General features: G+C 74.2%; 15 protein-coding genes, 1 tRNA gene and 1 pseudogene. 9 read left to right on the top strand and 8 right to left on the bottom strand.

Features of this window, described 5'->3' with window-relative positions; genetic code table 11:
• A partial coding sequence (locus FHN55_RS08175; RefSeq protein ID WP_373995711.1) for a superoxide dismutase occupies positions 1-236 on the bottom strand: 236 nt, incomplete at its 3' end.
• Between the two features lie 307 nt (positions 237-543).
• On the opposite strand from FHN55_RS08175, the gene FHN55_RS08180 reads away from it, so the two are divergent.
• Positions 544-1,491 carry a ferritin-like domain-containing protein gene (locus FHN55_RS08180; protein WP_139711830.1) on the top strand — a complete coding sequence of 316 codons (948 nt, stop codon included), beginning with the start codon at positions 544-546 and terminating at the stop codon, positions 1,489-1,491.
• 27 nt (positions 1,492-1,518) lie between these two features.
• Here the strand turns inward: FHN55_RS08180 and FHN55_RS08185 are convergent, their stop codons facing one another.
• The 3 genes from FHN55_RS08185 to FHN55_RS08195 are packed head-to-tail and all read right to left on the bottom strand — an operon-like array spanning position 1,519 to position 3,648.
• Positions 1,519-1,920: a GntR family transcriptional regulator gene (locus FHN55_RS08185; RefSeq protein WP_257570804.1), complete on the bottom strand. Its 402-nt coding sequence runs from the start codon at positions 1,918-1,920 to the stop codon at positions 1,519-1,521.
• A gap of 1 nt (position 1,921) precedes the next feature.
• On the bottom strand, positions 1,922-2,566 hold the full coding sequence (locus FHN55_RS08190) for an MBL fold metallo-hydrolase (protein ID WP_139711831.1): 645 nt from the start codon (positions 2,564-2,566) through the stop codon (positions 1,922-1,924).
• Positions 2,563-3,648 (bottom strand): S-(hydroxymethyl)mycothiol dehydrogenase, encoded by a 1,086-nt coding sequence (locus FHN55_RS08195; protein WP_139711832.1) that lies wholly within the window; start codon positions 3,646-3,648, stop codon positions 2,563-2,565. Before FHN55_RS08195 ends, FHN55_RS08190 begins: the two co-directional genes overlap by 4 nt.
• Before the next feature lie 264 nt (positions 3,649-3,912).
• Here FHN55_RS08195 and FHN55_RS08200 point away from each other — a divergent pair, with 264 nt between their 5' ends.
• The 6 genes and pseudogenes from FHN55_RS08200 to FHN55_RS23680 all read left to right on the top strand — a co-directional run.
• A complete protein-coding gene (locus FHN55_RS08200; RefSeq protein WP_257570805.1) occupies positions 3,913-4,851 on the top strand; it encodes a proline iminopeptidase-family hydrolase in 939 nt (312 codons plus the stop codon).
• The gene (locus FHN55_RS08205) at positions 4,848-6,263 is read left to right on the top strand and encodes an APC family permease (RefSeq protein ID WP_139711833.1); all 1,416 of its coding nucleotides are present in this window, start codon (positions 4,848-4,850) and stop codon (positions 6,261-6,263) included. The genes FHN55_RS08200 and FHN55_RS08205 overlap by 4 nt, the downstream gene beginning before the upstream one ends.
• 114 nt (positions 6,264-6,377) lie before the next feature.
• Entirely contained in the window at positions 6,378-7,811 is a 1,434-nt protein-coding gene (gene cysS, locus FHN55_RS08210) for a cysteine--tRNA ligase (protein ID WP_139711834.1), read from the top strand.
• Between the two features lie 56 nt (positions 7,812-7,867).
• Positions 7,868-8,896, top strand: coding sequence for a 23S rRNA (guanosine(2251)-2'-O)-methyltransferase RlmB (gene rlmB, locus FHN55_RS08215; RefSeq protein WP_139711835.1), 1,029 nt, complete (start codon positions 7,868-7,870; stop codon positions 8,894-8,896).
• Positions 8,897-8,960: 64 nt separating this feature from the next.
• Positions 8,961-10,754: a bifunctional diguanylate cyclase/phosphodiesterase gene (locus FHN55_RS08220; protein ID WP_139711836.1), complete on the top strand. Its 1,794-nt coding sequence runs from the start codon at positions 8,961-8,963 to the stop codon at positions 10,752-10,754.
• Between the two features lie 431 nt (positions 10,755-11,185).
• Positions 11,186-11,746 (top strand): annotated as a pseudogene (locus FHN55_RS23680) (GGDEF domain-containing protein); the annotation flags it as partial.
• Positions 11,747-11,781: 35 nt separating this feature from the next.
• Here FHN55_RS23680 and FHN55_RS08230 read toward each other — a convergent pair.
• Complete coding sequence (locus FHN55_RS08230; protein WP_139711838.1) at positions 11,782-13,143, bottom strand: DUF4032 domain-containing protein; 1,362 nt, start codon at positions 13,141-13,143, stop codon at positions 11,782-11,784.
• A gap of 137 nt (positions 13,144-13,280) precedes the next feature.
• On the opposite strand from FHN55_RS08230, the gene FHN55_RS08235 reads away from it, so the two are divergent.
• Both FHN55_RS08235 and FHN55_RS08240 read left to right on the top strand, forming a co-directional pair.
• Positions 13,281-14,555 (top strand): aspartate kinase, encoded by a 1,275-nt coding sequence (locus FHN55_RS08235; RefSeq protein ID WP_139711839.1) that lies wholly within the window; start codon positions 13,281-13,283, stop codon positions 14,553-14,555.
• Complete coding sequence (locus FHN55_RS08240; protein WP_218974463.1) at positions 14,552-15,658, top strand: aspartate-semialdehyde dehydrogenase; 1,107 nt, start codon at positions 14,552-14,554, stop codon at positions 15,656-15,658. Before FHN55_RS08235 ends, FHN55_RS08240 begins: the two co-directional genes overlap by 4 nt.
• A gap of 84 nt (positions 15,659-15,742) precedes the next feature.
• On the opposite strand, the gene FHN55_RS08245 is transcribed toward FHN55_RS08240, so the two are convergent.
• The 3 genes from FHN55_RS08245 to FHN55_RS08255 form a co-directional block, all read right to left on the bottom strand.
• Entirely contained in the window at positions 15,743-17,290 is a 1,548-nt protein-coding gene (locus tag FHN55_RS08245) for an APC family permease (protein ID WP_139711840.1), read from the bottom strand.
• Positions 17,291-17,477: 187 nt separating this feature from the next.
• Positions 17,478-17,554: transfer RNA gene (locus FHN55_RS08250), tRNA-Pro, on the bottom strand.
• A gap of 99 nt (positions 17,555-17,653) precedes the next feature.
• On the bottom strand, positions 17,654-18,535 hold the full coding sequence (locus FHN55_RS08255) for a metallophosphoesterase (protein ID WP_373995714.1): 882 nt from the start codon (positions 18,533-18,535) through the stop codon (positions 17,654-17,656).
• Between the last annotated feature and the right edge of the window lie 42 nt (positions 18,536-18,577).

Consider the following 18,577-nt stretch of genomic DNA (forward strand, 5'->3'; position numbering starts at 1 on the left):
AAGATCGAGTGGTTGATGTGCCCGCCGAGGTTGAAGGCGAGGTTCTTCTCCAGCCCGGTGATGGAGCCGAAGCTGTCCTTCTCGCGGGCCTCGGCCATCTGCTCCAGGGCGGTGTTGGCGCCGGCCACGTAGGTGGCGTGGTGCTTGTCGTGGTGCAGCTGCATGATCGCGCCGCTGATGTGCGGCTCGAGAGCGGTGTAGTCGTAGGGCAGGTCGGGCAGCGTGTACTCCGCCACGGGTCTCCTCCTCGGGTCTCCTCGCCGCCCGGAGCGGCGAGGCGCCGGGCGGCCCGTTCAGTGCGTCGCGCCCGTCCACCTGCAGCGGCGCGGGCGCGCCGACCCTCCGAGCATTCCGCGCCCCCCACCCGCGGGCAACAGCGGGGTGGGTGCCGCCGACCGGGTCCCGGTGCGCGTCCGGTCTGCCGGGGTCTGCCGGAAGGAGGGCGTTCTGTCCGGTTCTGCACCCATCCCGCGACCGCACTGCTCCGAACGGGTGGCGGGAGAGGGCCGATGGGGGCCCCCGCCACCACACGAGGAGATGCAGATGTTCGGCAAGCAGCTCGTCACGGACATGATCTCGCGCAGCGCGGCGACCGGCGCCGACCGCCGCGCCTTCCTCCGCACGGCCGGCGTGGCCGGCCTCGGCGTCCTCGGCACCACCGCGGTGGCGGCGCCCGCCTCGGCGAACGGGAAGAAGTCCGGTGGCGGTGGGGGCGGCGGCATCAGCGACGTCGCCATCCTCAACTTCGCGCTGAACCTCGAGTACCTCGAGGCGGAGTTCTACTCGCGCGCCTTCTACGGCCGCGGGCTCGACGACGGCCTCACCACGGGCAAGCTGAACCGCGGTGACGTCAACGGTGGCCGCAAGGTGCAGTTCAAGAGCAAGCTGGTGCGCGGCATCGCCGAGGAGATCGCCAACGACGAGATCGCCCACGTGAAGTTCCTGCGCGGGGCCCTCGGCGGCTCCGCCGTGGCGCGCCCGGCGATCGACTTCACCGGCGCCTTCACCGCGGCGGCGAAGGCGGCGGGCCTCATCAAGGACGGCCAGACCTTCGACGCCTTCGCGGACGACACGAGCTTCCTGCTGGGCGCCTTCCTCTTCGAGGACGTCGGCGTCACCGCCTACAAGGGCGGCGCCCCCCTCATCAGCAGCAAGACCTACCTCGACGCCGCCGCCGGGATCCTCGCCGTGGAGGCGTACCACGCGGGGGCGGTCCGGACCGTCATCTACACCGACGGGCTGGCCGACGCGGCGAACAAGATCTCCGACGCGCGCGACTCCCTCGACGGGAAGTCCGACCTCGACCAGGGCGTCTCCCAGGCCGGTGGCCGCATCAACGTCACCCCCGTGGACGGCAACGGCATCGCCTTCGGCCGCACGCCGCAGCAGGTGCACAACATCGCCTACCTCAACCCGGCGCAGGGCGTGCGCTCGGGCGGCTTCTTCCCCGCCGGCACCAACAACGAGGACGCCCGCTTCACCACCACCTGATCCGGCCTGGCGGTCGCCCCCGGACGCTCAGCGCCCGCGGGCGGCCGCCAGCGCACCGCGCAGCAGGGAGAGCGCGGCGTCGTCGTCGAGGCCCGCGGCGACGGCCTCCCGCGCCAGCGACGCCGCGGCCGCTCGGGCCGCGGCGTCGCCCCGCTGGGCGGAGGGGTCGCGCACCACCGTGCCCGCACGGCTGGCGGTGCTCACCACGTCCGAGGCCTCCAGCGCCCGGTACGCCCGCGCCACCGTCCCGGCGGCCACGCCCAGCCGCTCAGCCAGCGCCCGCACCGTGGGCAGCCGGTCACCGGGCACCAGGCGCCCGCCGTCGACGGCGGCGGCCACCTGGTCATGCACCTGCTGCCACGGCGCCGGGGCCCCGGCGGAGCGGTCGAGGTGCACGACCAGGTGGTCCGCCGAGGACCCCGCCGCCACCTCAGTGACCCCTGTCGATCCACTCCTGCAGGTGCGGGGCCTCGTCGCCGACCGTGGTCGTCCCGCCGTGGCCCGGGACCACGGTGGTGCCCGGCGGCAGCGCGAGGACCCGCTCCCGGATGGAGGTGATGATCGTCGGGAAGTCGCTGAAGGAGCGCCCGGTGGCACCCGGGCCCCCGGCGAACAGCGTGTCTCCGGTGAGCACGGTCTCCAGCGCGGGCACGTAGAGGCAGACGGACCCGGGAGAGTGCCCCGGGGTGTGCAGCACGTGCACCTCGGTGCCCGCCACGGTGAGCACCTGGCCGTCCTCGAGGAGCTCGGTGGGCGCGGCGGCGGGGTGGGTCAGCGTCCACAGGCCGAGGTCGTCGCGGTGCAGCAGCACCGGCGCGGCGAAGCGCTCGCCGGCGGCGGGCGCCAGGCGCACGTGGTCGTCGTGGGCGTGGGTGCACACCACGGCCACCACGCGGCGGTCCCCGACCACCTCGGCGATGGCGCCGAGGTCGTGCGGGGCGTCGACGACGAGGCACTCGGCGTCGTCCCCGAGCACCAGCACGTTGTTCTCGACGTCGAAGGTCTGCCCGTCGAGGCTGAAGGTGCCTTCGGAGGTGCTCCTGTCGAGGCGCAGGGCGCCCGTCGCGCCGCTCACAGGACCACCACCGACCGCAGCACGTCGCCGCGTCCCATGGCGGCGAAGGCCTCCTCGACGTCGCCCAGGCCGATCGTCTCGGAGACGAAGTCCTGCAGGGGGAAGCGACCCTGCAGCGCGAGCGCCGCGAGCACCGGGAAGTCGCGCTCGGGCAGGCAGTCGCCGTACCAGCTCGACTTCAGCGCACCGCCGCGGCCGAAGACGTCGAGCAGGGGCAGCTCGAGGGTCATCTGCGGGGTCGGCACGCCCACCAGGACCACCGTGCCGGCGAGGTCGCGCGCGTAGAACGCCTGCTTGTAGGTCTCGGGGCGCCCGACGGCCTCGACGACCACGTCGGCGCCGTTCCCGCCGGTCAGGGCCTGGACGCCCTCGACCGGGTCGGTCTGGCGGCTGTTGATGGTGTGCGTGGCGCCGAAGCGCTTGGCGACCTCGAGCTTGCGGTCGTCGACGTCGACGGCGATGACGGTGGTGGCGCCGGCGAGCACCGCGCCGGCGATGGCGGCGTCCCCGACCCCGCCGCAGCCGATGACGGCCACGGAGTCCCCGCGGGTCACGGCGCCGGTGTTCACGGCGGCGCCGAACCCGGCCATGATCCCGCACCCGAGGAGGCCCGCCGCGGTGGCCGGCAGGGCCGGGTCGACCTTGGTGCACTGCCCGGCGTGCACGAGCGTCTTCTCCGCGAAGGCGCCGATGCCGAGGGCGGGGGACAGGGGCGTCCCGTCGGCCAGGGTCATCTTCTGCTCGGCGTTGTGGGTGTTGAAGCAGTACCACGGCCGCCCGCGGCGGCAGGCGCGGCAGGCGCCGCACACGGCGCGCCAGTTGAGGACCACGTAGTCACCGACGGCGACGTCCGTGACGGCCTCGCCGACCGCGGAGACCACGCCGGCGGCCTCGTGGCCGAGCAGGAAGGGGTAGTCGTCGGAGATGCCGCCCTCGCGGTAGTGCAGGTCGGTGTGGCAGACGCCGCAGGCCTGCACGTCGACCACGGCCTCGAAGGGACCGGGGTCCGGGACCACGATGTCGACGAGCTCGACCGGAGCTCCCTTGCTGAGCGCGACGACGCCCTTGACGGTGTGCGGCATGGGTCGACGCTAGCGAGCCGCGCACGCCGCGTCACCACCGGACGGCCCCGCGCGGAGGCTCTGATGCATCAGTCCTGAGGTCATGGGCCGCGCCCTGCGAGGTCAAGGGGAGGTCAAGGCGGGCAATGCGCTGGTAAAGGAAGGCGCTCCGCGGTCGCGATCTCCGTCGTCCGCGGTCCGCGCAGGTCAGCGGCGCCCTACTGTCCGCGCATCCGCATCGACGACTCGCGTCCGCGGTCCCTGCGACCACCACGGGGAGCACCTGTGCCCTACGCCATCCCGCCCGCCGACCGCGAAGGGCGGGCGCCCTTCCGCGGTCACGAGACCTGGTACCGGGTGACCGGCCAGCTCGCCGGCCCCGGTGGGCCGATCGTCCCGCTGCCGGTCGTGGTCCTGCACGGCGGCCCCGGCGCCGCCCACGACTACACGCTCTCCATGGCGAACCTCGCCGCGGGCGGGCGCGCCGTCGTCCACTACGACCAGCTCGGGTGCGGCCGCAGCACCCACCTGCCCGAGGCCGACCCCGCCAGCTGGACGGTGCAGCTGTTCGTCGACGAGCTGGTCTCGCTGCTCGACCACCTGGGGCTGGACCGCGTCCACGTGGTCGGGCAGTCCTGGGGCGGCATGCTCGGCCCCGAGTTCGCCCTCGCCCACCCCGAGCGGGTGCAGTCGCTGACGATCTGCGACTCCCCGGCCTCCATGGCCACCTGGCGCGAGGCGGCCGAGGGGCTCATCGACGCGATGCCGGAGCCGCACCGCTCGGACCTGCTGCGGCTGGAGGCCGCCGAGGCCTACGACGACCCGGCGTACAAGACCGCCACCGACGCCTTCTACGCCCGCCACGTCTGCCGCGTGCAGCCGCTGCCGGCCGAGGTGGCGGCCACCTTCGCGCAGATCGAGGCCGAGCCGACCGTCTACCACGCGATGAACGGGCCCAGCGAGTTCACGATCACCGGTTCCAACCTCACCTGGACCGTCGAGGACCGCCTGCCCGGCATCACCGCCCCGACCCTCGTGCTCGCCGGCGCCCACGACGAGGCCACCCCGGCCTGCTGGACGCCGTTCGCGGAGCGCATCCCCGACGTGCGCAGCCACGTCTTCCCCGAGTCCAGCCACATGCCGCACGTCGAGGAGCACGAGAGCTTCCTCGAGGTGGTCGGTGGCTTCATCGCCGAGCACGACCCCCGAGGAGACCAGCAGTGAGCACCACCAGCGCGACCCCGCCGAGCACCGGCGGCGAGGGCGAGTCCGTCCTCGCCGACCTCGGCTACAAGCAGGAGCTGCGCCGCTCCCTCACCACCACCGACCTGCTCGTCTACGGGCTGGTCTTCATGGTGCCGATCGCCCCCTGGGCGATCTTCGGTGGCGTCTACAACTCCGCCGCCGGCATGGTGCCGCTCGTCTACGCCATCGGCCTGTTCGCCATGATCTTCACGGCGCTCGCCTACGCCCAGATGTCCAAGGCGTTCCCCGTGGCCGGCTCCGTCTACGCCTACGTCGGGCGCGGGGTGCACCCCAACCTCGGCTTCCTGGCCGGCTGGACGATCCTGCTCGACTACCTGCTGGTGCCGACCCTGCTCTACGTCATCGCGGCGCTGTCCATGCAGGCGGTCGTCCCCGGCGTCCCGGGCTGGGTCTGGATCGTGGTCTTCCTCGCGATCAACACGACGGTCAACTACGTCGGCATCTCCTTCACGGCCGTGGTGAACCGGATCTTCCTCGCGGCGGAGCTGCTCTTCATCGCCGCCTTCGTGGTCATCGCGGTGCTGGCCATCAGCAACGGCACCGGTGGCGCGCGCTTCACGACGACGCCTCTGTTCAACGCGGCGGAGTTCAGCCCGGCGCTGCTCGCCACGGCACTGTCGATCGCCGTCCTCAGCTTCCTCGGGTTCGACGGCATCGCGACGCTGTCCGAGGAGAGCCGGGGCGGCCGGTCTTCGGCGGGGAAGGCCATGGTCCTCGGGCTCGTGGTCGTGGCGCTCCTCTTCATCACCCAGACCTGGCTCGCTGGGATGCTGGTGCCCGACACCACGTCCTTCCCCGAGGGGCTGGAGACCGACAACGCCTTCTTCAACATCGTCCAGGGCGCCGCGGGCCGCGGCTGGCAGGTCGCCTTCCTCGTGATGAACGTGCTCGCCGTGGGCATCGCCAACGCCGTCGCGGCGCAGTCGGCCACCTCGCGCCTGCTGTTCTCCATGGCGCGCGACCGGCGCCTGCCGGGCTTCCTCGCGCACGTCAACCCCAGGAACCAGGTGCCCGACCGCGCCATCCTGCTGATCGGCGGGCTGACCCTGGTGCTCGGGCTGGTCTTCAACCAGCTCGGCCTGACCGTCATCGCCTCGCTGGTGAACTTCGGCGCCCTGACGGCGTTCATGCTGCTGCACGTCTCCGTGGTCTCGTACCACGCGGTGCGGAAGCGGAGCGGCAACGTGCTCCTGCACGTCGTCGTGCCGGTCGTCGGGTTCGTGGTGATCGGGTACGTGCTGGTGAACGCCGGCACCCAGGCGCAGGTCGGCGGCCTGTGCTGGCTCGCGGTCGGCGTCGTCGTCCTGCTCGTCCAGCGGGCCCGCGGCCGGCGCGGCATCGAGGTGGCCCCGGAGCACGCCGCCCGCTGACCACCCCGCCGTGATCATGGGCGGTCGGCCACCTCCGGGTGGCTGACCGCCCATGATCACGCCCGGGGGCGTGCGACGGCGGGAGGCGGGCTGCGGCGCCGATAGCCTGGAGGGGTGCCACTCCGCCTGTACGACACCGAGGCCGCCGCCGTGCGCGACTTCGCGCCCCTGGTCCCCGGAGCGGCGTCCATCTACCTCTGCGGCGCCACGGTGCAGGCGCCGCCGCACATCGGGCACCTGCGCTCCGGCGTCGCCTTCGACGTGCTGGCCCGCTGGCTCGAGGTCGGCCACGGCCTCGACGTCACCTTCGTGCGCAACGTCACCGACATCGACGACAAGATCCTCACCAAGGCCGCCGAGGCGGGGCGGCCGTGGTGGGCCTGGGCGTACACCCACGAGCAGGCGTTCACCGCCGCCTACGACGCCGTCGGCGTGCGCCGCCCCACCTACGAGCCCCGCGCCACCGGCCACGTGCCCGAGATGGTCGAGCTCATGGAGCTGCTGGTCGACCGGGGCCACGCCTACGCGGCCGCGGACGGCTCGGGCGACGTCTACTTCGACGTCAGGTCCTTCCCCGAGTACGGGGCGCTGACGCACGTCTCCCTCGACGACGTCGCGCCCGCCGAGGACGCCGACCCGCGCGGCAAGCGGGACCCGCGGGACTTCGCGCTGTGGAAGGGCACGAAGCCCTCCGAGCCCGCCACCGCCAGCTGGCCCACGCCGTTCGGGAGGGGGCGCCCCGGGTGGCACCTGGAGTGCTCGGCCATGGCCCGGCGCTACCTGGGCGACGCCTTCGACATCCACGCCGGCGGTCTGGACCTGCGCTTCCCCCACCACGAGAACGAGCAGGCGCAGAGCCGCGCCGCCGGCCTCGGCTTCGCCTCGTACTGGCTGCACAACGGCTGGGTCACTCAGGGCGGGGAGAAGATGAGCAAGTCGCTCGGCAACTCCCTGCAGGTGTCGACCGTGCTCGAGCACACCACGCCCCTGGCGCTGCGCTACTACCTCGGCTCGGCGCACTACCGGTCGGCGCTGGAGCACTCGCCGACCTCGCTGGCCGAGGCCGAGGCGGCGGTCGGGCGCGTGGAGACGTTCCTGCGCCGCGTGCAGCCCGTGGTCGAGGCCTACGGCGCCGGTCGCGCGGCCTCCCCGGCGCTGCGGATCCCGCCGGCCTTCGCGGCCGCGATGGACGACGACCTCAACGTCCCCGGCGCCCTGGCGGTCCTCCACGACACCGTGCGCGCCGGCAACGTCGCGCTCGACGCCGGCCGCGAGCAGTTCGCCGTGGCGGCGGCCAACGACGTCACGGCGATCGTGCGCACCCTCGGCATCGACCCCCTCGACCCGCACTGGACCGGCGCGGCGAGCGCCGCCGCCAGCGCCCAGGAGTCGGCGCTCGACGTGCTGGTCCGCGCCCAGCTCGAGGCGCGCGCCCGGGCCCGCGCCCAGAAGGACTTCGCCGCCGCCGACGCCATCCGCGACCTGCTGTCGCAGGCCGGCGTCGTGGTCCAGGACTCACCCGACGGCGCCCGCTGGTCGCTCGGCTGAGACAGCCCCGCCCGACCCGCGTCCCGCACCACCCAGCAGACCCGACAGGAGCACCCATGGCCGGCAACTCGTCCCGGCGCGGCGCCGTGCGCAAGGCCGGCTCCAAGAAGACCCCCACCACCGGGACCGGCGGCAAGAACCGCCGCGGCCTCGAGGGCCGCGGTCCCACACCGCCCGCGGAGGAGCGCACCGGGCACCCCGCGGCGCGTCGCGCCGCCGCCGCTGCGCGCCGCGCCGGTGAGGGCACCGCCCGCCCCGCCGACGACGGCCTGCGCGCGCAGCGCCCGACCGGCCGCACCACGACGAGCCGGGCCGGCAACGAGGCCGTGGCCGGGCGCAACCCTGTGGTCGAGGCGCTGCGCACCGGCGTGCCCGCCACCGCGCTGCACGTGGCCACCCGCATCGAGACCGACGACCGCGTGCGCGAGGCGCTGCGCACCGCCGCCGACCGCGGGCTGCCCGTGCTGGAGGTGGCCCGCCCCGAGCTCGACCGGATGGCGGGCGGGGCGGTGCACCAGGGCCTCGTGCTCACCGTGCCGCCCTACCAGTACGCCTCGCTGGCCGACGTCCTCGAGGCCGACACGACGGCCGGGCGGGTTCCGCTCGTCGTCGCCCTCGACGGCGTCACCGACCCCCGCAACCTCGGCGCCGTGGTCCGCACGGCGGCCGCCTTCGGCGCCTCGTGCGTCCTCGTGCCCGAGCGGCGCTCGGCGGGCATGACGGCGAGCGCCTGGAAGACCTCCGCGGGCGCCGCGGCGCGCCTGCCGGTGGCCCGCGAGACCAACCTGACCCGGGCGCTGGAGGCCGCCAAGGCGGCCGGCTGCTTCGTCATCGGGCTCGACGCCGACGCCGACGCCCCGATCGGCTCCGCCGACGTCGCCCGCATCGCCGAGGGGCCGGTGGCCGTGGTGGTCGGCTCCGAGGGCCGGGGGCTGTCGCGCCTGGTCCGGGAGACGTGCGACCTGGTCGCCTCGATCCCCATGGCCGGGCAGGTGGAGTCCCTCAACGCGGGCGTGGCGTGCAGCATCGCGCTGTACGAGGTCGCCCGGGCCCGCGAGGCCGCGGGAGCGCGCGCCCGGCTGTGACGCACCGGGGCCCGGCGGGTGACCCGACCTCAAGGTCCGCCTGCCGGGGACCGACGACTGCCGTGTGCGACGAGTCCCAGCCGACCTCCTGCGCGGCGCCGCGCTGGAGGCGCGCGACGTCTTCACGACCAGTCGTCCCGGTGTCACCGCGGAGGTCATCAACCGCACCAGCGCGGTGCTCTTCGTGGTGGGCGCGGCGGTGGTGCTCGTCGGTGCGCTCGTGCGGCCCGACCTCCCGCACCGCGAGCTCCTCGTCGGCTTCGCGGCAGCGGGCTGCGCCACCGGCGCCGCGCTCCACGCCGCGCGGCGGCAGGCGCGGGTGTGGCACTTCCACCTGACGCAGCTGCTGGCCATCGGCATGATCACCACCGGGGTGGTGCTGGTCGGCGGGACGCACGGGTGGGCTGACGCGTGGCTGTTCGCCGTCGTCGCCGCGGAGTCGGTCTTCTTCTTCCCCGCTGCTGCCGCCGCGGTCCACCTCGTGACCGTGCTGGCCGGTGTGCTGCTGGCGCTGGGAGCCGCCGGCGGAGCCGCCCTCGGCGACCTCGTGGTGGTCGGCTGCGTGCTCGCCGCGCTGTCCGGCACGGTGCGCGCCCTGGCCCGGGCCACCGAGACCGCCGGGATCGACCCGCTCACGCGCCTGCCGGACCGGACCGCCACCACCGGGCACCTCGAGCGGGCGCTGGCCTCGATCCAGCACACCGGCGCACCCGTCGTGCTGGTGCTGCTCGGCATGGACCACCTGCAGACCACCAACCAGCGCGAGGGGCACGCGGCCGGAGACGCGCTGCTGCGGGCCACCGCGGCCGCCTGGAGGGCCCGGCTGGGCCGCGTCGGCGTGCTCGGGCGGTGGGGCGGTGACCAGTTCGCGCTGGTGCTGCACGCCGACGTCGACGCCGCCTGGGAGGTCGTGGAGGGACTCCACGCCGCCGTCCCCGAGCCGCGCACGGCCAGCGCCGGGGTGGTGCTCGCCGAGCTCGGGGACGAGCTGCAGGACGTCATCGACCGCGCCGAGGGCGCGCTGGCCGCGGCCAAGCGGCAGCGGCGAGGCTCCAGCCACCTGTGGACACCGGGCCTGCCGACCGTCCGCGGCCTGTACGAGGCGCTGGCCGACGGGTCCGTCGAGGTGCACTACCAGCCGGTGGTGCGCCTGTCCGACGGCGTCACGACCGGCGCCGAGGCCCTGGTGCGCTGGCGCCGGGGCGACGGCTTCGTGCCGCCCGCCGACTTCCTCCCGCAGGCCGAGGCCAGCGGCGCCGTGGTCCAGCTGGGCCGCTACGTGCTCGAGCGCGCCTGCCGGGACGCGGCCTCCTGGCCGCAGCCGCCGGGCGCGGCCCCCCTCACCGTGGCGGTGAACGCCTCCGGCCCCGAGCTCGCCGAGGACGACTACGCCGCCTGGGTCGTCTCCGCGCTGCACCGGTCCGGCCTGCCCGGTGAGCGCCTGGTGGTGGAGGTGGTGGAGGGGCTGCTCGACGAGCAGTCCGACGCGGTGGTGGCGAACCTGCACGCCCTGCGCGCCGCCGGCGTCCGCATCGCCGTGGACGACTTCGGCACCGGGTGGTCGAGCCTCGCCCGGCTCGGCCGGCTCCCGCTCGACCTGCTGAAGGTGGACCGCAGCTTCGTCGCGGACGTCGAGCCGGGCAAGGAGGCCCTCCTGTGCGCCGGTGTCGTCGCGCTGGCCCACGCCCTGGACCTGGCCATCGTGGCCGAGGGCGTCGAGACCGAGCACCAGGCCGCCTGGCTCGCCGCCCTGGGCTGCGAGGAGGGGCAGGGCTGGTTGTGGGCGCCCGCCCTGACCAGCAGCGCCTTCTCCGAGCGGCTCGGCGACGGCGCCCACCGGCTGGCGGCCAGCGCATGACCGCGCGACCGGCGCGCGCGCGGTCGCGGCGACGGGCCCTCCTGCTGGAGCTCTCCCGTGCGCAGCCGGTGGCCAGCCTGCGGGTCATGGTCTGGACCACCTCGCTGACGATGGTGGTCTGCGGCGCCTACACCGCGACGGCCGCGCTGGTGCGCGGCGGCGCCTCGCCCCCGGGAGGCGCCTTCTGGGTGGCTGTGGCCGCCGTGGTCGCCGGAGCGCTCATCGCCCTCGGGCGCCGCTGGTACCGCACGTGGCACTACCACCTGCTGCAGCCCTGCACGGGCCTCGCCGTGGCGCTCGGCCTCCACCTCGACGGCGGGGGTGCTGCCAGCGCCGCCGACGCCAGCCTCTGCGTGGTGCTGGCGGCGCTGGCGTCGTTCTTCTTCCCGTGGACCACCGCGGGCGTGCACGTCCTGGTCAACACGGCCCTGATGGTCCTGGCGCTGCAGTCCGTGCCGGGCGTCGGCCCCGGGGACGTGGTGGCCCTGGTGGGCAGCGCGGTCACCGCCGGGCTGCTCGTGGGGACGCTCTCCCGGCTGACCACGACCGCGGTCCTGGCCGCGGAGCTGGACGCGCTCACCGGCCTGCCCAACCGGCGCGGGACGCAGCGGCGCCTGCTCGAGGCACTGCCCACCCCCCGCGCGGCTGGAGCGCTCTCGCTCGCCATCGTCGACCTCGACCACTTCAAGCAGGTCAACGACGAGCTGGGCCACGCCGCCGGGGACGACCTGCTCTGCCGCGCCGCCACCTCGTGGACGGCGCTGCTGCCGCCCGCAGCGCTGCTGGGGCGGTGGGGCGGGGACGAGTTCGTGCTGCTCGCGCCCCTCGACCCGCACCGGACGGCCGCTCTCGTCGACGGTCTGCGCGCGGCGCTGCCCCCGGGACGCAGCTGCACCGCGGGCGTCACGGGGCTGGCCGGCGCCGACCACCTCGACGCCGCGCTCGGGCGTGCCGACCAGGCCCTCTACGCGGCCAAGCGGGCCGGCCGCGGCCGCACGCGGGTGTGGTCCCCGGCGGACGCCCCGGGTCAGCCGTGGCTGGACAGCCAGCCGTCGATGCGGTCCGACTCGGGGTCGTCGGGGTCGTCCGGGCCGGAGGCCCCCAGCAGCGGGGCCTCGTCGGGGTCCATGCCCACCGCCGCCATCTGACCGGTGTCCATGAGGCCCGTCTGGAGGATCACCGCCTGCTCGTCCGGGCGCTGGGAGAGCACCTCGTCGACGTAGGCCTGCGCCGCCTCGAGCAGCGGGATGTCGCGCTGGGCCTCCTGCGAGCGGTACCACCGGTGCTCCAGCACCTCGTGGAAGATCTCCGCCGGCTCCAGCTTGCGGCGCATCCGGCGCGGCACCGCCCGGACCACCGGGTCGAAGACCTGCGCCAGCCAGTCGTGGGCGGCGATCTCCTCGTCGTCGTTCTGGCGGTCGGTGGCGGCGATGTAGCCGTCCATGTCGTTGAGCAGCCGCCGAGCCTGGTTGTTCTCGGCGTCGATGCCGGTCAGGCGCAGCAGCCGCCGCGAGTGGTGCCCGGCGTCGACCACCTTGGGCTGGATCTGCACCACCGAGCCGCCGACGTCGGTGGAGATGGCCAGCTCGCCCACGTCGAAGCCCAGCTCGTTCAGGCGCTCGATGCGGGCCTGCACGCGCCAGCGCTCGCCCTGCTCGAAGGACTCCAGGCCCGTGAGCTCCTCCCACAGGGAGTGGTAGCGCTCCACGATGCTGTTGGCCACCTCGACCGGGTCGACGGACTCGTCGAGGTACTCCGCCGCCTCGAGGTCCATGAGCTCGCCGGCGATGTTGATCCGGGCCACCTCGACGTCGTTGCTCCGCTGCCCGTCGGACAGCTCGTTGTGCAGCTCGCCGGTCTCGGCGTCCACGAGGTAGGCGGCGAACTCGCCGGCGTCGCGGCGGAACAGGGTGTTGGACAGCGAGACGTCGCCCCAGTAGAAGCCGGCGAGGTGCAGGCGCACCAGCAGCACCGCCAGGGCGTCGACGAGGCGCGTGGCGGTGTCGGGGCGCAGCGACTGGCTGAACAGCGCGCGGTAGGGCAGCGAGAACTGCAGGTGCTGGGTGACCAGCGCCGGGTCGAGCGGCTCGCCGTCGGGGGCGGTGCGACCCGTGACCACCGCCACGGGCACGACGCAGGGCACGTCGAGGCGGCGCAGCACGCGCAGCAGGCCGTACTCGCGGCGCACGAGCTCCTCGGTGTTCTCCTTGACCGCCACCACCGCGTCGGCCAGGCGCACGAAGCGCACCACGTGGCGGGAGATGCCGCGCGGCAGCGCGGCCAGCGTCTCCGCCGGCCACCGGCTCAGGGGCGCGTCCCAGGGGAGGTCCGGCAGGGCCAGGGCGGACCGCTCGGCGGTGAGGGCGGTGATCTGCAGCGGCGGCGCCATCCCCCGATCCTCCCGCACGACGACGGCGCTGGTCGGCCGGTCCGGCGCGTCTGCTGCCGCCGGTAGAGTCCTGTGCCGGTCCGTGCCCGCGCCCCTGCGCGGAGACCGCGCGGAGGAACGTGCAGGAGGTGCCCCCGGTGGGCCTGGTCGTCCAGAAGTACGGCGGTTCGTCCGTCGCCGACGCCGCAGGCATCAAGCGGGTGGCCGCGCGCATCGCCGAGACGCGCCGCGCCGGCCACGACGTGGTCGTGGTGGTCTCCGCCATGGGCGACACCACCGACGAGCTGCTGGACCTCGCCGAGCAGGTCAGCCCGCTGCCGCCGGCCCGCGAGCTGGACATGCTGCTCACGTCCGGCGAGCGCATCTCCATGGCGCTGCTGGCCATGGCCACCGCCAACCTCGGCATCCGGGCGCGCTCCTTCACCGGCAGCCAGGCGGGCGTCATCACCGACTCCGCCCACGGCCGCGCGCGCATCATCGACGTCACCCCGGGCCGCATCCGCGACGCGCTCGACGCGGGCGACGTCGCCGTCGTCGCGGGGTTCCAGGGCGTCTCGACGGAGACGAAGGACATCACCACGCTCGGCCGCGGCGGCTCCGACACCACGGCGGTGGCCCTCGCCGCGGCCCTGGGCGCCGACGTCTGCGAGATCTACACCGACGTCGACGGCGTCTTCACCGCCGACCCCCGCATCGTGCCCAGCGCCCGGCGCCTCGAGACCGTCACCTACGAGGAGATGCTCGAGCTGGCGGCCAGCGGCGCCAAGGTGCTGGTGCTCCGGTGCGTGGAGTACGCCCGCCGCTACGGCGTGCCCGTGCACGTGCGCAGCTCGTTCAGCCCCAGGCCCGGGACGCTCGTGGCCGGATCGATGGAGGACCTTCCCGTGGAGCACGCGATCATCACCGGCGTCGCGCACGACCGCAGCGAGGCGAAGATCACCGTGGTGGGGGTGCCGGACAAGCCGGGCACGGCCGCCGAGCTCTTCGAGCACGTCGCCGCCGCGGGCATCAACATCGACATGATCGTCCAGAACGTCTCGGCCGCCGCGACGGGCCTCACCGACGTGTCCTTCACGCTGCCCAAGGCCGACGGCCAGGCCGCGATGACGGCGCTGTCGCAGGTGCAGCCCTCGGTGGGCTTCGGCTCCCTGCGCTTCGACGACCAGGTCGGCAAGCTCTCGCTCATCGGCGCGGGCATGCGCAGCAACCCCGGGGTCTCGGCGAGGTTCTTCAAGGCCCTGGCGGACAGCGGCATCAACATCGAGATGATCTCCACCTCGGAGATCCGGATCTCGGTGGTCACCCGCGACAGCGCCCTGGACGACGCCGTGCGCGCCGTCCACACCGCCTTCGGGCTGGACGCCGGCGACGACGAGGGCCAGGCCACCGTCTACGGAGGGACCGGACGATGAGCGAGAGCACCCCCACCAGCGCGCCGGTGACGGGGCGCAAGCCCGTCCTCGCCGTGGTCGGCGCCACCGGCGCCGTCGGCACGGTGATGCTCGGCATCCTGTCCACCCGCGAGGACGTCTGGGGCGAGATCCGCCTGGTCGCCTCGGCGCGCTCCGCGGGGAAGAAGCTGCGCGTGCGCGGCGAGGACGTCGAGGTCCAGGCCCTGGCGCCGGAGGTCTTCGACGGCGTCGACGTGGCCATGTTCGACGTCCCCGACGAGGTCAGCGCCGAGTGGGGCCCCGTGGCCGCCGCTCGCGGCGCCGTGGTCGTGGACAACTCCGGCGCGTTCCGCATGGACCCGGACGTGCCGCTCGTCGTCCCCGAGGTCAACCCGGCCGCGATCCGCAACCGGCCCCGGGGGATCATCTCCAACCCCAACTGCACGACCCTGACGATGATGGACGCCCTCGGCGCCCTGCACCGCCAGTGGGGCCTCACCGAGCTGGTGGTCGCCTCCTACCAGGCCGCCTCCGGCGCCGGCCAGCCCGGCATCGACAGGCTCCACGCCGAGCTCGAGGCCGTCTCCGGCGACCCGGCCCTCGGCACCCGCTCCGGGGACGTGCGCGCGGCGGTCGCCGAGCGCCTGGGCGACGAGCCCTCGCCGTTCCCGGCGCCGCTGGCGCTCAACGTGGTGCCGTGGGCGGGCTCGCTGAAGGACGACGGCTGGTCCAGCGAGGAGCTCAAGGTCCGCGCCGAGAGCCGCAAGATCCTCGGCATCCCGGACCTCAAGGTGTCCGCCACCTGCGTGCGCGTGCCCGTGGTGACCACCCACTCGCTCGCGGTCCACGCGACCTTCCAGAAGCCCATCAAGGTGGAGGCGGCCCGCCAGGCGCTCGTCGAGGCGCCCAGCGTCGTCGTCCTCGACGACCCGGCGAACGGCGAGTTCCCCACCCCGGCGGACGTGGTCGGCTCCGACCCGACGTGGGTGGGGCGCATCCGCCAGGCGCTGGACTTCCCGCACACGCTCGACCTGTTCGTGTGCGGCGACAACCTCCGCAAGGGCGCCGCGCTGAACACCGCGCAGATCGCCGAGCTCGTGGCCGCGGAGCTCACCGGCCGCTGAGCCGCCGGCGGTCCCGTCGGCAGTCGTGCAGGAGACCCGCACCCGAGGGACCCCCGGGTGCGGGTCTCCTGCACGACCAGCCGCTCAGCGTGACGGCGCCTCCACGGCCGTGCGCAGCTCCCGTCGCCCGACCGCCCAGAACACCACCGCGAGAGCCGTGAAGACGAGCAGCGGCACCAGCTCGACGAGCAGGTAGGTCCAGCGCTCGGAGAAGGCCCAGCCGTCGGCGCGGAAGTCCGCGGTGAACCAGCCGGCGCCCAGGCCCGGGAAGAGGATCTGCACGGTGCAGAAGACGATCCACACCGTGGACACCACGGTCAGCAGGCCGATCGCGGGCGCCCGGTAGGGCCGGGGTGCGTCCGGCAGGCGCCGGCGCAGCACCCAGGCAGCGGGGAAGATGCCCAGGTAGCTGATGAGCGTCGTGGAGACCGCGAGCGCGAGCGCCACGGCGAAGAACTTCCCCGCGTCACCGGACGTGATGGTGTTGGCCGCCACGAACACCAGCGTGGAGATGACCCCGGACAGCACGTTGACGCGCAGGGGGGTGCCGAAGCGCTCGGAGAAGCGGCCCAGCCAGCGCGGCCCCGCGCCGTCGTAGCAGGAGACGGCCAGGGTGCGGTCCGAGCCCATGATCCAGGTCAGGCCCGAGGTGAACGCCACGAGCACCACGAGCAGGCCCATCACCCACCCCACCGCGGTGGAGAAGGCCGTGAGCGTCACCGCCGTGGTGCCGTCGGCGGCGGTGGTGACGGTGCCGCCGAAGACCGTCAGGGCCTGGCGCACGGCGTCCGGGAACCCCGCCAGGCCGCTCGCCTGCTGCTCGGGGAGCACCAGGAGGATGCCCAGCACGGGCAGGCCGTAGAGCAGCCCGGTGGCGATGACGGACTTGGCGATGCCGGACGGCACGTCGCGGGTGGCGTCCTCCATCTCCTCGCCGGCGGCGCTGGGCAGCTCGAAGCCCACGAGGCTGAAGAGGATGAGCGGCACGAGCACCACGAAGCCCGAGAAGCTGGGCGCGTAGCTGCCCGCCGAGGGCCCGTGGAAGCCGTGCACGAAGCCGTAGGCGACGACCAGCACGCTGAACAGCCCCAGCAGCGCGAAGCGGGCCAGGGCCCCGACGGTGGCCACCCACTTGCCCACCCGGAAGCTCAGGACGGCGAAGAGCACGCCCGCCCAGATGAACGCGAACGCGAAGACGTACTGGAACGTCCGCGAGAACTCCTCGCCGCCGTGGAAGAACGTCATGAGGCCGCCCAGGGCGGTGCCCACGAGGGTGCCGCCCATCCAGACCGGGTTGGTGACCCAGTAGAAGACGTTGTTGATGGCGCCGACGAGCCGCCCGAAGGCCATCCGCACCCAGACGTAGGGACCGCCCTCGTCGGGGAACGCCGCGCCCAGCTCCGCCAGCAGCGCCGCGGAGGGCGCGGCGAAGAGGAGGACGCAGACGACCAGCCACGTGAAGCCCTGCCCGCCCTGGGTGGCCAGCGTCCCCAGGCCGTCGATGCCGACGAGCGTGCACACGAGGAAGAAGAAGATGTCGGCCCTGCCGAAGTGCTTCTGGAGCTTGCTCTTCTCCGCCTGCGCCGCGAGGGCGCCGTCGCCCTCGCCCGTCCTCAGGTCTGCCACTGCCATGACCGCCACCCGACCCGTCGTCCTGGTCCCGTCCCGATGAGTTGCGCCCGATGCGTTGCCTTCGGCACCGGGTGCGAGGGGGAGAGTGCCACCGGTCGTGTGTCGTGCGCATGAACTGCACCGGTGTGGTGCCAGGGCGGGTGGCGAACGGGTGAGGGCCCCCGCTCAGCGGGGGCCCTCGTGGTGGTGGTCGGGGTGACAGGATTTGAACCTGCGGCCTCTTCGTCCCGAACGAAGCGCGCTACCAAGCTGCGCCACACCCCGGAGCAGCGCGGACCACTCTAGCCGAGGTCTGGACCGTTCCTCGACGCGGTTCCGCCGCGCGGGCCGAGCCGCCCCGGGCGGGGCCGGACCAGGGTCGGGTCAGGCAGCGACGAGCTCGAGCAGGGTGGCCTCCGGGGCGCAGGCGAAGCGCACCGGCGCGTACGGGCTGGTGCCCAGGCCGGCGCTGACGTGCAGCCAGGACGAGCGGCGTCCCCGCTCCCAGCGGTGCAGGCCCTTGGCCATGCTGCGCGGCAGGTCGCAGTTGGTGGTCAGCGCCCCGAAGAACGGCACGCACAGCTGACCGCCGTGGGTGTGGCCGGCGACCAGCAGCTGGTGGCCGTCGGTGGTCATGGCGTCCAGCACGCGGCGGTAGGGGGCGTGGCTGACCCCGATCGACAGGTCGGCGGCGGGGTCGGCGGCACCGGCGACGTCGAGGTACCTGTCGCGCTGCAGGTGGGGGTCGTCCACGCCCACGAGGTCGAGCCGGCGCCCGCCCACCTGCAGGCGGCCCTTCGCGTTGGTGAGGTCCAGCCAGCCCGCGGCGCCGAACGCGTCGGTGAGCCGGTCCGTCGGCAGCGGGGTGGGCTTGGCGTGCGCCCGCGAGGGCCGCCACAGGTACGCGGCCGGGTTCTTGGGCTTCGGGGCGAAGTAGTCGTTGGAGCCGAGGACGTACGCGCCGGGCAGCTCCAGCAGCGGCGCCAGCGCGTGCAGGACCTCGGGCACCGCCTGCGGCGAGGTGATGTTGTCGCCGGTGTCGATGACGAGGTCGGGCTGCAGGCGCGCCAGCTGGCGCACCCACTCCTGCTTGGCCCGCTGCCCGGCGATCATGTGGATGTCCGAGACGTGCAGCAGCTTCAGCGGGGCCTGCCCCGCCGGCAGCACGGGCACCTGGAACCGGCGCAGCCGGAAGGACCGCACCTCGTACCCCGCGCCCCAGGCCACGGCCCCGGCGCCCGCGGCCGTCACCAGTCCCGCGCCCAGTGCTGCGGACCTGAGTGCGGCGGTGCGGAGGAAACCGAGGCG

Origin of the sequence: Streptomyces sp. NP160 (assembly GCF_006335115.1) — a bacterium.
GTDB lineage: Bacteria > Actinomycetota > Actinomycetes > Actinomycetales > Quadrisphaeraceae > Quadrisphaera.

What these genes read in the sequence shown, in the direction of transcription:
- FHN55_RS08180 (WP_139711830.1), top strand. Translation starts at nt 544, where the DNA reads ATGTTCGGCAAGCAGCTCGTCACGGACATGATCTCGCGCAGCGCGGCG.
- rlmB (WP_139711835.1), top strand. Translation starts at nt 7,868, where the DNA reads ATGGCCGGCAACTCGTCCCGGCGCGGCGCCGTGCGCAAGGCCGGCTCC.
- FHN55_RS08245 (WP_139711840.1), bottom strand. Translation starts at nt 17,290, where the DNA reads ATGGCAGTGGCAGACCTGAGGACGGGCGAGGGCGACGGCGCCCTCGCG.
- FHN55_RS08230 (WP_139711838.1), bottom strand. Translation starts at nt 13,143, where the DNA reads ATGGCGCCGCCGCTGCAGATCACCGCCCTCACCGCCGAGCGGTCCGCC.
- FHN55_RS08240 (WP_218974463.1), top strand. Translation starts at nt 14,552, where the DNA reads ATGAGCGAGAGCACCCCCACCAGCGCGCCGGTGACGGGGCGCAAGCCC.
- FHN55_RS08195 (WP_139711832.1), bottom strand. Translation starts at nt 3,648, where the DNA reads ATGCCGCACACCGTCAAGGGCGTCGTCGCGCTCAGCAAGGGAGCTCCG.